This is a genomic window from Embleya hyalina, assembly GCF_003967355.1.
GTDB lineage: Bacteria > Actinomycetota > Actinomycetes > Streptomycetales > Streptomycetaceae > Embleya > Embleya hyalina.
In genome coordinates this window covers 262,337-276,142 of the sequence record NZ_BIFH01000022.1, presented here as the reverse complement: position 1 = coordinate 276,142, position 13,806 = coordinate 262,337, and the positions used below count along the sequence as shown (strand labels likewise).

General features: G+C 71.2%; 10 protein-coding genes. 3 read left to right on the top strand and 7 right to left on the bottom strand.

Going from position 1 to position 13,806, the window contains the following annotated elements; all coding sequences use genetic code 11:
- Window positions 1-206: 206 nt before the first annotated feature.
- From EMA17_RS23315 to EMA17_RS23305, 3 genes are all read right to left on the bottom strand, one after another.
- Window positions 207-1,343, bottom strand: coding sequence for a S1 RNA-binding domain-containing protein (locus EMA17_RS23315; protein ID WP_126639061.1), 1,137 nt, complete (start codon window positions 1,341-1,343; stop codon window positions 207-209).
- A gap of 1,006 nt (window positions 1,344-2,349) precedes the next feature.
- Window positions 2,350-2,835, bottom strand: a complete 486-nt coding sequence (locus tag EMA17_RS23310) for a carboxymuconolactone decarboxylase family protein (RefSeq protein ID WP_126639060.1) — start codon at window positions 2,833-2,835, stop codon at window positions 2,350-2,352.
- An 82-nt stretch (window positions 2,836-2,917) separates the two neighbouring features.
- Entirely contained in the window at window positions 2,918-3,400 is a 483-nt protein-coding gene (locus EMA17_RS23305; protein WP_126639059.1) for a carboxymuconolactone decarboxylase family protein, read from the bottom strand.
- 169 nt (window positions 3,401-3,569) lie between these two features.
- On the opposite strand from EMA17_RS23305, the gene EMA17_RS23300 reads away from it, so the two are divergent.
- Window positions 3,570-4,508, top strand: coding sequence for an RNA polymerase sigma-70 factor (locus tag EMA17_RS23300; protein WP_126639058.1), 939 nt, complete (start codon window positions 3,570-3,572; stop codon window positions 4,506-4,508).
- Between the two features lie 249 nt (window positions 4,509-4,757).
- Here the strand turns inward: EMA17_RS23300 and EMA17_RS23295 are convergent, their stop codons facing one another.
- The 3 genes from EMA17_RS23295 to EMA17_RS23285 form a co-directional block, all read right to left on the bottom strand.
- The gene (locus tag EMA17_RS23295; protein ID WP_126639057.1) at window positions 4,758-5,264 is read right to left on the bottom strand and encodes a hypothetical protein; all 507 of its coding nucleotides are present in this window, start codon (window positions 5,262-5,264) and stop codon (window positions 4,758-4,760) included.
- A 655-nt stretch (window positions 5,265-5,919) separates the two neighbouring features.
- Window positions 5,920-6,567, bottom strand: a complete 648-nt coding sequence (locus EMA17_RS23290) for a response regulator transcription factor (RefSeq protein ID WP_126639056.1) — start codon at window positions 6,565-6,567, stop codon at window positions 5,920-5,922.
- Window positions 6,555-7,838 carry a sensor histidine kinase gene (locus EMA17_RS23285; RefSeq protein ID WP_126639055.1) on the bottom strand — a complete coding sequence of 428 codons (1,284 nt, stop codon included), beginning with the start codon at window positions 7,836-7,838 and terminating at the stop codon, window positions 6,555-6,557. Before EMA17_RS23285 ends, EMA17_RS23290 begins: the two co-directional genes overlap by 13 nt.
- A gap of 163 nt (window positions 7,839-8,001) precedes the next feature.
- Here EMA17_RS23285 and EMA17_RS23280 point away from each other — a divergent pair, with 163 nt between their 5' ends.
- Window positions 8,002-8,769 (top strand): ABC transporter ATP-binding protein, encoded by a 768-nt coding sequence (locus EMA17_RS23280; protein ID WP_246126837.1) that lies wholly within the window; start codon window positions 8,002-8,004, stop codon window positions 8,767-8,769.
- Window positions 8,766-11,288 carry an ABC transporter permease gene (locus EMA17_RS23275; protein ID WP_126639053.1) on the top strand — a complete coding sequence of 841 codons (2,523 nt, stop codon included), beginning with the start codon at window positions 8,766-8,768 and terminating at the stop codon, window positions 11,286-11,288. Before EMA17_RS23280 ends, EMA17_RS23275 begins: the two co-directional genes overlap by 4 nt.
- Before the next feature lie 168 nt (window positions 11,289-11,456).
- Here the strand turns inward: EMA17_RS23275 and EMA17_RS23270 are convergent, their stop codons facing one another.
- A complete protein-coding gene (locus tag EMA17_RS23270; protein WP_126639052.1) occupies window positions 11,457-13,493 on the bottom strand; it encodes a serine/threonine-protein kinase in 2,037 nt (678 codons plus the stop codon).
- Window positions 13,494-13,806: the final 313 nt, after the last annotated feature.

Genomic DNA, 13,806 nt, shown 5'->3' with positions numbered 1-13,806 from the left:
GAAACGCGAGGACCCGCGAGCGACACTCGCGGGTCCTTCGCGTGTCGTAACTCGTGGGCCGGCGTGGTAACGCGGTTCGCTCCCGTTGACATTTCGCCGCTCGCCGAGGGACGCGACCCGTCAGGCCGACCCCAGCCGCGTCGGGGCCTCCTCGATGTCCTCGGACCAGAGCCCGGGCCCTACCCACGAAGCGAACTCAAGGAGTGTCACTCGTCAATGGGCCGCAAGAGCGTGGGGCCTGTGGGCGGGCTCTTCAAGGACAGGCTCACGCGTTCTCGCACAAGGTCGACATCGAGGATCCGGACCGTGACCGCCCGACCGGGAGCGATCATGTCGAACGGGGCACGAACCGGGCGCCGGGACAGCTCCGGAAGTTCGATCGCGGCGGTGAACCCGCCGATGTCGACAGACGCCTTCCCGGAGTCGGCGATCCCCGTCACGGTCCCGGTGACGGTATCGCCGACATGCAGTGTCGAGAGGAAGGCCCAGGTGTGGTCGCTTGGCGCCGGGTCCGTCCTCCATCGGGCCCGCAGTACGCCGTCGGCGTCCGGCAGCACGCCGGTGAACAGCGGATGGCGCCGGGAGACGTACCCGGATCGGACGGCCGCGGCGCGTGCTCCGCCGATCCGTGCCACGACTTCGGCGAACTGCTCTCGGTCGGCGATGGTGCCGCGGATCTGCCGCTCGTGGTCCTCCCAGACGAATTCGGCGATGTCGTCGGGAAGATCCGCCAGTACCGCGGTGACGTCGGCGGACAGCTCCGGCCACACGTACAGTCGGGCGCGCGGAGTGAGCCGGGTGCGCACCGAATCCAGATTGTCCGTGGTGAGCCGGTACCGGCGGGAGACGTTGAAGGCCGGCTGCTCCTCCAGGATCGCCGCCTCGCCTGTGCTCAGGCACCAGGCCGGCCGCGCCCAGAACACGTCGTCGGCAGGGCGCTGTACGCCCGGCTCCTCCTCGTACACGGCATCGAGCGGAGACAACTCCAGCCGAACGGGCCCGAACCCGAGCGCGTTCGCCAACGTGAGCGCCGTATCGCAGCGGATATTGCTGCCGATGTACACGTCGCCGTCCTCGCCGAGGTGGACGGCGAGGACGCCGGGGACTTCCAGGCGGCACCAGGCCCCCGCATCGCGCAGCATGACCCGAACCAACTCCAGCGCGACAGGCAGGGCCACCTGTGCGCCGTCGTGGAAGCCGGACAAGTCGTCGGGGAACAATCCGCTCAGTCCGTGGCCGGCGACCTTCGGCCTGCGGGTGAAGGCGTGTGGGCCGGGGGCGAGTCCCGGTTCGCGGACGAACACGTGGCGCACCCCCGTTTCCTCGGCGAACGCGGCAACCACCCGGAGGTACGCCTCCTCGGCCGGGCCTCGGCTTTCGAACGTTTCCTCGGCCCCGGCGTAGACGCCCCGCTCATCGCAATCGGCGGGGCTGATGGGGTGATCGCGTAGACGTGGTGCAGCACGGCCACCATCCTCGCCGAGCCGCGACCATGCCGCGCTCCTCGGTAGTCCCCGTCACCCGCCGGACGACTCCTACCGCACCCCGACCTGTCCGAAGGTGTGTCCGGTCGAGCGGCGTTCCATGTGCCGGCAATCCCGCTGACAACCGAGCCTGCCCTTGTGCCGACCAGCGTGCCTCGGCACAGCCAACGGCCCCGGCCCCAACCGGAAACCAGGCCCGAAAGTCGTACGAGACTCCCGTGTGTATCCGCGTCGTGCGGAAGAACGGCTTTGGCGAGCCTCGGTTCCGCGAACACCCCCGAGGCGTGTGAGTTGTGCGCCTCGGTCGCCTCACTGTGCGGCTGCGGCGCGGTAGCAGCGGGCCTGCTCCTTCACCACGTGGTTCGCGGCGGCGGACCACGAACTGCTGTACCTCGGCGCCTGGTTGAACGAACCCGTCCGCCGCGCTCGGACACGCTCCTGGCGATCTCCTCGTCCGCTGGTGCCGCGCACTCCGCAGACCTGCCCGGCCGGCCGTGGGCCGCGTTGCTGCGCGCCGCCGACGTCGCGATGTACCGCGTGAAATCCGGCGAGGCCGCGTTTCCGTATCCGGGTACGGAGGCCGACGCGGCCGCGGCCGCCGTCAACGGTCGCCGGTCCGGGCGAGCAGGCACGCACCTGGTGGCCGGTTCCGGTTCACACCCCGCGCAGCCCCGACCCACCCACGCCGGGGACGACGGCCCGTGCCCGACGTCGGATTCCTCGAGTCCCGGCCGGTCGATCGACGTTTCGAGCCGGCGCCCCGCATCCGGCGCCGGCCGGACGGCCTGTGCCTGTTCGGGGCCACGGGCTCGCCCACCGCCGGCGGCGGCCCCGTGCGGGCGCCGGGCGGCGGTGGGTGCGTCGGTCAGTCGGCCATGTCGGCGAACTGACCGGGCTGGTAGGAGCCTCCGGGGTTGCGGATGATCACGTTGAGCCGGTTGTTTGCGTTGATCATGGCGATCAGGGAGACGAGTGCGGCGATCTGGTCGTCGGTGTAGTGCTCGCGTACGCGGCTCCAGGTCTCGTCCGACACGCCGGGGTGGGCGTCGGCGATCCGGGTGCCCTGCTCGGTGAGTTCCAGGGCCGCGCGTTCGGCGTCGGTGAAGACCGTGGACTCGCGCCAGGCGGCGACCAGGTTCACGCGGACCGCGGTCTCCCCGGCGGCCGCGGCGTCCTTGGTGTGGTAGTCGACGCAGAAGCCGCAGCCGTTGATCTGGCTCGCGCGCAGCATCACCAGGTCCTGGGTGACCCGGGGAAGCGGCGAGTCGACGATCGCCAGGGCGACGTTGTAGATCCGCTTGGCGATCTTGGCGCCGAGGTCGTTGGCCATCAGGTCGAAACGGGGTTCCATCGTGGTGTCCTCACTCGTGGGTTCGGGTCCGGCGCGGGGTCCGCGCGCGGGGTATTGCGGATCGGGGGACGCCGACCGTCGGCTATCCGAGGCCGGCGGGCTCGTGGTCCCCGCCGGGCTGGCGAACGATGACCGACATGCGATTGGTCGCGTTCATGAGGGCGACGAGCATCACCAGATCGGCCGATTGATCGTCGTCGTAGTGCTCGCGTACGCGGTTCCAGGCCTCGTCGTCGACGCCGCCGGCGGCGTCGGCGATCCGGGTGCCCTGCTCGGTGAGTTCCAGCGCCGCGCGTTCGGCGTCGGTGAAGACCGTGGACTCGCGCCAGGCGGCGACCAGGTTCACGCGGACCGCGGTCTCCCCGGCGGCCGCGGCGTTCTTGGTCCACACGTCGGTCGCGTAGGCGTCACCGTTGATCTGGCTCGCGCGCAGCAGGACCAGCGTCCGGGTCGCGGCGGGCAGACTCGAATCCTGCAGGATCGTCCTGCTGGCCGCACCGAAGTGGGCGGCGGCCCTGGCCGCGGTCGCGGTCGGGTTGCCGAACAGATTCAGACGAGCGGTCATGATGTGCTCCTTGCACGTCGTCGGGCGAAGTCGTACAGGAGATGCCGGCCACCCGCGCCGCGTGACGCCGCGGCGATGTGGCGTACATCACCGAGATCGGATGTCACGCCGAGGGCACGGCCGGCATCTCGTGCGTGGCATCACGAAGAGGAACGGACAGGAGCCGGTGATGAGCGAGCGCAGTGACCGAACCGAAGAGACCACCCGGCCGCGCGCCGAAGGGGACCGCGTGGATCACGCCACCGACACCTTCGTCACCCACCGCAACCTCCTTTTCACCGTGGCCTACGAGATGCTCGGCTCGGCCGCCGACGCCGAGGACGTCCTGCAGGAGACCTGGATGCGGTGGGTGGACGTCGACCCGGAGATCGTGCGGGAGCCCCGCGCGTACCTGGTCCGGATCGCCACCCGCCAGGCGCTGGGCCGGCTGCGTTCGCTGCGCCGGCGCAGGGAGACCTACGTCGGGCCCTGGCTGCCGGAGCCGCTGCTGACCGCGCCCGACGTCGCCGAGGACGTCGAACTGGCCGAGGGCGTCTCGATGGCGATGCTGCTGGTGCTGGAGACGCTGACGCCGACCGAGCGCGCGGTGTTCGTGCTGCGGGAGGTGTTCGACCTGGACTACGACGAGATCGCCGAGGCAGTCGGCAAGAACCGGGTCACCGTCCGGCAGATCGCCCACCGGGCACGGAACCACGTCGCCGCGCGCCGACCGCGTGCGGCCGTTTCCCCGGCCGAGAACCGCGTGGCTCTGCTCGCTTTCCAACAGGCCGTCGAAACAGGAAATCTGCAGAGCCTGCTCGACCTGCTCGCCCCCGACGTCGTCTTCCTGAGCGACGGCGGCGGGGTCGTCCCGGCCGCGCTGTCACCCATCGTGGGCTTCGACCCGGTCGCCGAACTGCTCACGGTGGGGCTGGGACGGATCGCAGGCTCCGCGTCGGCGCAGTCGGCCCAGGTCAACGGCCACCCGGCGCTGATCATCCGGACCGGCGAGGCGATGGACGGTGTCCTGACGGTGCGGACCGAGGACGGCCTGATCACCGGCCTGTACTTCGTGCGAAACCCCGAAAAGCTGTCGCGCGTCGGGCAGGAGACCACCCTGCGCCGCTGAACGCAGTCGTGCTCGCCGGACTCGGCGGACGGAGTCCGGTGGCGATGGGAACAGAGATCGAATCCCCGCCGCCGGACCGGGCCGTCCCGGGCATGAAGTTCGGTGGATACGGCGAGGCGGACTGCTCGCGCACGGCAGCGGATGGTTCGAAGAAGCCGTATCCACCGCCCGGTCCTCCGGACGGGCGCCCTCGGAGGTCCACCTCATCGAGATCGTCCGGAATCCGCGAGCGCATTCGCGACGCCCGCGTCAGCGCCGGAGCGCGTTGAACGCGTCAACCAGATTTCCCAGGTCGCCCTGCCCGCGGGGAACGTCCATCCGCACGCCCGAATCGTCGGAGAACACCAGGAACAGCTTCTTCGTCGCCGTCCCGCCGCCGATCCGGAGCGTCACAAGCTGGTCGGGCGCGTAGGCGGAGGCGAGTTCGAGATTCGGCGACATGATCCCGAACGTTTGGCGAAACACCAGGGTTCGACGGTCGGTGACCGCCATGATCACGTCCTCCGCCGCTGGGAACCGCCCCGCATGGCTGCCTGCCGGAGCGCTCACCGACGTCTTGCCCGCACGTTCTGCCGCAGCCTCCGCCGCGGCCGACACAGCGCCGGCCGGGACAACGTCGCCCACGCCGCTCAACAGGCCGGACAAGAACGCCTTCCCGACGACTCCACGCGGTTTGACCAGCACCGCAAACACGGCCGCCTCGCCCGGCTGCAGCACGGCCACGGCCTTCTTGTTGACAAGCCCGGTGTACTTCACGACTGCCATATCCCCGCCCCCACAGGTCAGTTCCCCACCTGCGCGGAGGATACGCCCGTCCGCGAACCAGCCGCAGTCAAACCCGCCTCGGCACCACACTCCACCAAGGAGCCCACTGTGGACCGGCGTCCCGAACCCGTGACCCCGGGCGCCTTGCCCGGCGACCACATCGGCGAGGACACCCGCCGCGAGATCGAATTCGCCCCCGCCCTCGAGAAAACCGTCACCCATAGGAACCTCCGCCCGATGGGCCGCAGCATCCGCAGTACGCCCGAACCGAAACTGGCGACGCCGGTGTTCGCCGAGGAGTTCACCTCGGCGATGCGCCCGGCGGAGGCGGGGGAAGTGGTGGACACGGCTTCGTTCTACCTCGATGGTCGGACACCCTCCGCAGGCAACTCGTCGGCCTGCTCCTGTCATTGCCGCAGCCCGCCTGCGGCACCCACCGACCGGGCACGCGGGCGCGCAGGTCCACGCGGGCGGTGGAGTGGCCGGTACGCGCCGCCGCGAGCGCCGCGCCCACGTGTTGGCGGGGCGTCCGGGGGCACGATCAGCGGGAACGTCCGTGGCACCACATGGTCGTCGACCCACGGCCCACGGCCCACGGTTCACGGCCCACGCCTCACGGCCCGGATCCCGTTCCGCTCGTGGCCCGTCACTGCTCGCGCAGGTAGGTGAGGACCGCCAGTACTCGGCGGTGCCCCGCGTCGTCGGCGAGCAGGCCGAGCTTGTTGAAGATGCTTCGGATGTGTTTGTGGATCGCGGCCTCGGAGACCTGGAGTTCGGCCGCGATGTCGCCGTTGCGGTGGCCCTGGGCCATCAGTTGCAACACGTCGCGTTCGCGTGCGGTGAGGGCGGAGAGCGGGCTGCGGTTGCCGCCTCGGCGCATCAGCGTCGTCACGACCTCGGAGTCGAGGACGGTCTCGCCTCCGACCACGCGGTCCATGGTGCGCAGGAAGTCCTCGACGGCGCCCACCCGTTCCTTGAGCAGGTAGCCGACCGCGCCGGCGCCGTCGGCCAGCAGGTCGCCGGCGTACTTGGTCTCCACATGGGCCGACAACACGAGCATCGGGAAGCCGGGACGCGCGGTGCGGACCCGCATCGCGGCGCGCAGGCCCTCGTCGGTGTACGTGGGCGGCATCCGTACGTCGACGATGGCCAGTCCCGCGTCGAACTCCTCGATGGTCTCGTACAGTCGATCGGCGTGGGCGTGCGCCGCGACCACCTCGATGCCCTCGGCGGACAACAGCGCCGCGAGACCTTCGCGCAGCAGCGTGTCGTCCTCGGCGATCACGACTCGCATGGCAGCTCCATTCGCACCGACGTCGGCCCGCGGGGTGGGCTGGCGACGGCGACCGTGCCGCCGAGTGCCCCGATCCGGCTCTCGATTCCGGCCAGGCCACTGCCTTTCGACCGCTCGGCGCCTCCGTGTCCGTCGTCGGTCACGGTGGTGATCACGCGCATCTCGCCGTCGTCCTCCGTCCAGGTCAAGTGAATGTCGCACGCGGTCGCGTTGCTGTGCTTGGCCACGTTGGTCAGCGCCTCGGCGACGGAGAAGTACAGGGCCGCGTCGACGGACGCCGGGGTCGGCGCCGGGGCGTCGACGCGCAGCCGGGTGGGGATCTGCATGCGGTCGGCCAGCAGCCCCAACGCGGGCACCAGACCTTCTTCGGCGAGCATCGGCGGATACACGCCCCGGATGATGCGACGCATCTCGGCCAGCGCGTCGCGGCTGGCGTCCTGTGCTTTCGCCAGCGCCGTCGCGACGTCTCCGGTTCCGGTGCTCAGCTGCCGTTGCGCCGTGCCGATGAACATGGAGACGGCCACCAGCCGATTCTGCGCCGCGTCGTGCAGGTCCCGTTCGATCCGCCGCAGTTCGGCGCTGTGCAGGTCGACGGCCGAACGTCGGCGCTGTTCCTCCATGCGCACCCGGAGCCGGAGCTCCTGGTCGCGGGTCGGTGCGAGCAGCAGCTCGAGGAGCTTCGCGTCGGCGGAACGCACGGCGGGCGCGCCGATCGACCACGCGGCCAGTCCGGCGAGCCCGATCAGGCCCGATGCCAGTGCGAGCCACCACGACGTGATCTCGAAGAGTTGCTCGGCGGGCTTGCCGTCCGGCATCGCCCACCAGTACGTCGGCAGTGCCAGCGCCTGCAGGGACACCAACGGCAGCAGGATGGTGACGACTCCGAGGGGGATCCCGACGACGATCCGTTGGAGGACGGCAGCCAGGTCGCGGAGGACCGGTGTGCCGTCGGCGATGCGCCGGCGGGCGCCGTCCGGCCCGGCGGCGGGGCCGGGGTATGGGGAACCCACGTGTCGCCCGAGCGCGCGTCCGACCCTGATGCGTTCACGGTCGCACCAGTGGCGCAGCACCTTGGACGCGGTGCCGGTGAGCAGCAGCCCGACACCGACCGCCGACAGCGCGGCCACCGCCACGAGGACCGCGAGAACCAGCAGGCCGTACAGCCCGGAGAAGGTGCCGCCCGCCAGATAACGAACCGAAAGAGCCGATCGCCGGACGGACGTCGCGTCGCGTGATCGTTGCCTGGTGTCGACGCCTTCGATGAAGCTCACCCGGTGAGCCTACTTGCGCCCCCGAGTCCCCGGCGGAGCCGGTCGAGCCGCCCGCCGGGGAGGGGGTAGAGCGGGCGCTACCATGCGGGCGGGCGCAGGTGTCACCGCAGGTCGGGTACGCGGGGGACTGTGTCGCGGGCACCGCGAACCTACGGTCGATGACGTGAAAGCGCACAGGGGCGAACACCCCGGAAACCATGCCGACCAGGCCGTGACGGTCAGCGGGTTGAGCAAGAGCTTCGGCACCGATACCACGCGGTTCTGGGCCTTGACGGACATCGAACTCACCGTCGCGCCGCGGAGTTTCACCGCGATCATGGGACCGTCGGGCTCCGGCAAGACCACATTGCTGAACTGCCTGTTGGGCCTGGAGAAGCCCGACACCGGCTCGATCCGCATCGGCGGTACCGACATCACCGGCCTGGACGAGACCCAACTGGCGGAGATGCGACGTTCGCATGTCGGGGTGGTGTTCCAGTCCTACAACCTGATCCCGTCCCTGACCGTCGCCGACAACATCTCGCTGCCGCTCCGACTGGCCGGCCGACGGATCGACCGGGGCCGCGTACGCGATCTGGCCGAGACCGTCGGTGTCGGTGCCACGCTCGAACGCCGACCGGCGCAACTGTCCGGGGGGCAGCAGCAGCGCGTCGCGTTCGCGCGGGCGCTCGTGACGGACCCGGAGTTGATCGTCGCCGACGAGCCGACCGGCGCGCTGGACACCGCGTCGAGCGACGTCGTACTCGGCCTGCTCCGATCCATCGTCACCGACCTCGGACAGCGGGTGTTGCTCGTGACGCACGACCCGCGGGCCGCGGCGGTCGCGGACCGCGTGGTGTTCCTGCGCGACGGACGCCGGCACGGCGAACTTCGGGGGGCCGACGAGGGGCGGATCGCGGCGACCCTGACCGATCTCGGGCAGCGGTCGTGAACAGGCTCGCCCGACTGACCCTGCGGGCGCGTGCCGGCCAAGTCCTCGCACTGGCCGTGACCGTGTTCTTCTCGGCCGTTCTCATGGGGGCGTTCGGGGTACTCCTGGAGACCGGCGTCCGCGGCCGGGTCTCCACCGGCGAGTACGACAACGCGCCGTTGTTGGTCGCGTCCGGGCAGTCGGTGCCGGTCCGCGACGACGTCGACCTGACGGTCCCGGACCGGGCGTTGCTGCCCGCCTCCTTGGTCGACGAGATCGCGGCGGCGCTGCCGACGTCCCGCGTCGTCGCCGACCGGATCGTGCCCGCCGTCCTCGCAACCCGGGCCGGCGACGCCGAACCGGTGGATGCGCATCCCTGGTCGGCGTTCGCCCTGGGGAACCGCGAACTGGCCTCGGGACGCGCACCCGTCGGGCCGGACGAGATCGTGTTGCCCGGCCGCGTCGCCCGCTCCCACGGCCTGGCGATCGGGGGAAAGGTCTCGCTGGGGTTCGGCGACCGGTCCGTCGAGTACACGCTCGCGGGCACCACCACGGCCGACGACACGGGAGTCGACGCCCCGGACGTGTATCTGAGCGACGAGCAGATCGCGACGCGCGGCGCCCCCGACCGCGGCGTGGCGGTCATCGGCGTCTGGCCGCGGGCGACGCCCGACGAGCGGGCACTCGCCCGCCTGGTCCCCCGGGCCGGCGCCCGGCTGTGGGATCGCGGCGCCCGGGGGCCGGTCGAGGCGGTCTCCCAGGGTCGGGCGACGGCGGCGCTCGTCTCCGTCTCGGGCGCGCTCGGCGCTGTCGCGTTCATCGTCGCCGTGTTCACCGTCATCGCTCTCACCTCGCTCCAGATCCGCGAGCGATCAAGCGAGTTGGCCATGCTCCGCATCGTCGGCGCCACGCCACGGCAGGTGAAGCGGCTGCTTCGCGCGGAGATCCGCGTCGTCGCCGCGTCGGCGGCCGGCCTCGGCGGACTCGTCGGACCCCTGGTGGGAGCGGCCATGATCGGTGCCATCCGGTCGTGGGGGGTGCTGCCTCGCACCCTGGAGCCGGTCTTCGGCCCGTTCCCCTTCATCGTGGCGATGCTGACGGGTTTCGTCGCCGCGGAAATCGCCGTGCGCGTCGCGGTGCGTCGCGTCGTACGCGACAGTCCCCTGGCGCAACTCGAGGGCGGCGACACGGGTTCGTCCGGATCGCCGCGGAGCGCGGGGCGCGTCGTCGTCGGGGTGCTGCTCCTCGCGGTGGGCATCGTGATGGCCCTGGCGCCGACCTACACGTCCAACGTGGATGTGGCCGGCGGGCTTCCCGGGATCTCGGGGCTGGTGATGGCCTTGTCGATCGGCCCGCTGAGTCCGCAGACGGTACGCGCGGCGACCGCGGTCGTGCGCCGACCGGCGGTGCGGAGCGCCGCGGCGTACATGGCGCTGGGCAGCATTCGTCACCGGGCCGCCCGCGTCGGCGGCGCGTTGACCCCGATCGTCCTGGGAGTCGCGCTGGCCGCGGTCCAGCTCTCCGGTGCCGCGACCGCCGGCGCCGTGTCCGAGGCACAGGCGCACGCGGGAGCGCGTACCGACCTCACGGTCACCGTGTCGAGAGTCGGCGTCGGCGACCGGACGACCGAACTGGTGCGAGGTGTGCCCGGGGTCGGCTCCGTCACCCCGTTCGTGTCCACCGGCGTCATCGTGCGGCCGCCCGCCGGCAGCGACAACAGCCCCCAGGCCCTGAAGGCACTCGGCATCGCCGCCGACCAGGTGGAGCGTTACGCCGATCTGAGGCCCACGGGCGGCGGTGCGATCCGGCTCCGGGAGGGCGACGTGGTGCTCGGCGTTCTCGGTGCCGCGCAACTGGGTGCCCACGTCGGAGACGAGGTCACCGTCGTGCTGGCGGACGGGCGGTCGATCAGGCGGCACGTGAGCGCACTGTACGAACGCGGCCTCGGTTTCGGTGAGGTCCTGCTCCCCCTCGGCGACCTGCGGCCCGCCACCGCTTCGGGACTCGTGTCGGGCCTGGCCGTCACGGTCGTCCCCGCGTCCGCATCGGTGGCGCAGGTCGAACGCCGTATCCGCGACGGCCTGGCGGACGTGCCCGGAGCCGAGGTCACCCGGTCCGGCTCCGTCGACGACGGCGCCTCGGGCGCCTCGGGCGCCTCGGGCGGCGAGGACAGGTTCGGGTTGCTGATATTGGTGGTCCTCTTCGGCTATATCGCCATCGCGGTGACGAACTCCCTCGTGACGGCGACGCTCTCTCGCCGATCGGAGTTCGCGCTCCTGGCGGTCGTCGGCGCCACACCCCGCCAGCGACGCTCGGTCCTGCGCTGGGAGGCCGCCATTCTGGGCGTCACCGCCTGCGTGGTCGGGACCGGGTTCGCGCTGCCCGGTCTGTTCGCCATGACGTACGCCCTGAGCAACGGCGACCGCATCATGCCCGCGATCGATCCGTTCTCGTGGGCCGGGATCGTCGCGTTCACCTTCGTACTCGTCTTCTCCGCCACCGCCCTCGCCGGTCGAGCCGTCATGCGCGACCGGCGATGATCTCCCTCGGCCCTCGAGATCGAAGGTGATCCCGAGGGCCGGCGCGATCCACCGACGGCACGAAACTCGCGGACCGGTCCGATCTCCCGCGCGGGCCGGACTTCGGCCGCCGAACACGGACCGGCGTGCTCGACTCGGGGTACGCGGCCGGTGCTCGATCGCATCGGCTCACGGGTGGGGGAGTTTCGCGGCCACGGCGGTTCCGAGTTCGTCGGCGATCGCGCACAGACGGTCCTGGGATTGCGCCGCCCAGACCTCGATCAGTACGAGTTCCACGATCGGATGGGCGGGGCCGTTCGGGTACGTGCGATGCACGACCCGGATCGTGCATTCGTCATGGTCCAATTCGGAGGGTGTGAGGAACGCCTGACGGCCGGCCGATTGTCGGGGGGCGCCGATGTCGGGGGGCAGCGGCTCGCGTTGGTAGAACCGCACGATGATCGCGGCCTTGTCGACGGTGCTGTGCCATCGGCATTTCCAGTCGCCGAAACCGGGGTTCGGATGCTGCGCGTCGATCGCGGGCACGCGTGCGAGGGCGGACGCGTCCAACAGCGAGCAGGCGTCGAGCCGGATCAGCGACGCATCCCTGGCGGGGGACGAGCGTCGTGGGATCCGGCCGCGGCTCAGGACGTCGATCGCGTGATCGGTGACGGCGTCGGCCATGGCGCACACATCGATCGGGTCGGCGCCTAGGTTCTTGAGCGTCACCTTGACCACGTAGCCATCCGGAAGCCGCAGGATCCTGGGGCATTCCTTGCCCACGGGGGTTCCCTCGATCACCGTGATGTCGCCGATGCGCCGGGCGCGCGATTGTGGCCCCAGTTCCTGGCCGCCTTCGGTGAACGAGAGTTCCGCGTCGGCCGTGCGCCGGCCTTCGGTGTCGTGGACGAGCAGGTCGCATCGTCGGAAGCCGCCCAGTGTCGCGTCGAGCGTGCTCTTCCCGAAACGCGCCAAGGACGCGGGTTCGAGCAGGGCGCACGGGTCGGCGGTGCGTTCGTCACCGACGAGGATCGCTCGGGAGTCGGCCGCGGTGGGCGCGGTTCGACCGTCCAGGACCGGCGACCACGCCATGATCCCCGCCGTGGCCACGATCGTTGCCGCGACGCCGATCGGCCACAGGCGCCCCGGACGCCGCAGGTCCGGGCGCGGGAGGACGAGCCGGCGCGGCGGTCGGCTGTCGGAGGCGGTGTCGGGGGCGGTGTCGGCGACTCGGGTCGGCGTGCCGGTGCCGGTCGTCGTCGGGCGCCGGTCGGGTCGGGTCGCCGCGGATGCGCGCGCGGCCTCGAACTCGGCGGGGAAGGCGAAAGCGGGCCCGCACCGCGTCGCGGCCTCGGATCCGATCGGCTCCTCGACTCCCCGTCCGGGAAGCGTCCACGGTACGACGGCGCGGTCCGGTGACGACAGCGCGCGCAGCCTGCGTGACACCTCGGCGGGTTCGGGGCGGTGTCCGGGTCGTGTGTGCAGCAACTCTGCGATCAGTCGGGCCGGTTCCCCGGACGCGGTCGGTCGGTCGACGTTGCCGCTGCGGGCACGGCGCAGGAGCACGTGCGGATCGTCGCTGTCGCCGTACGGGGTGTGTCCTTCCAGCGCCGCGTAGAGCGAGGCGCCGAGCGAGAACACGTCCGACGCTCGACCCGCCCCCCGCCCTCGGGCCACTTCGGGGGCGAGGTAGCGGGGCTTTCCCCACACCGACCCGTCGCGGGTGCGGGTGCCGTCGGCGCCCAGTGCCCGCGAGATGCCGAAGTCGACCAGCTTGCCGGTCCCGTCGGCGGTCACCAGGATGTTCTCCGGGGTCACGTCGCCGTGGACCACGCGATGCGCGTGCACCACCCGCAGCGCTTCCGCGATCTGCCACCCGACGGACGCCACCTGCGCGGGTGTCGGGCGCTGTTCCGATCGGGCGATGAGCTGTCCGAGACTGTGTGAATCCACGTACTCCATCACCAGCCACCAGGTATCGCCCTCGACCACCAAGTCGTGAACCCTGACGACGTGCGGACTGTCGAATCTCGCCGCGATGGCGGCCTCTTCCTTGAGTCGTCCCATGCTTCGCGGATCGTTGACCCGCGCGCACTTGATCGCGACGCGACGTTGCAACAACTCGTCCCAGGCCTGCCAGACGACGCCCATGCCGCCGGCGCCGATCCGCGCCAGGAGGCGATAGCGACCCGCTCCCACGAATTCATCGATTACCACGAGCGGCACCCATCCACTGTGTGCGGACTCATCGACACGGAGCGTACTCACGCGTGTGCGCCTCGATGTCCGACTCCGTGGACATCGACCCCGGTGGGCACCGTCCGATCACCCTTGGCCGCAACGCGCCCCCGCCATCCGCCGAAGCGCCGCCGCGCGGCCGGAGTGCGCCGACTGTTCCGGACGGGCGTGTCCGCGAACGTCCGTTCGGCCGGGGCTCGATTGTGGCGGTTCGGGGAGGCCGCGACGTGTTTTTCCTGGCTCGGGTGACGCTTGCCGGCAATCATGGACGCGTGGCTCGACGGGGCAAGGCGTCGTCGAC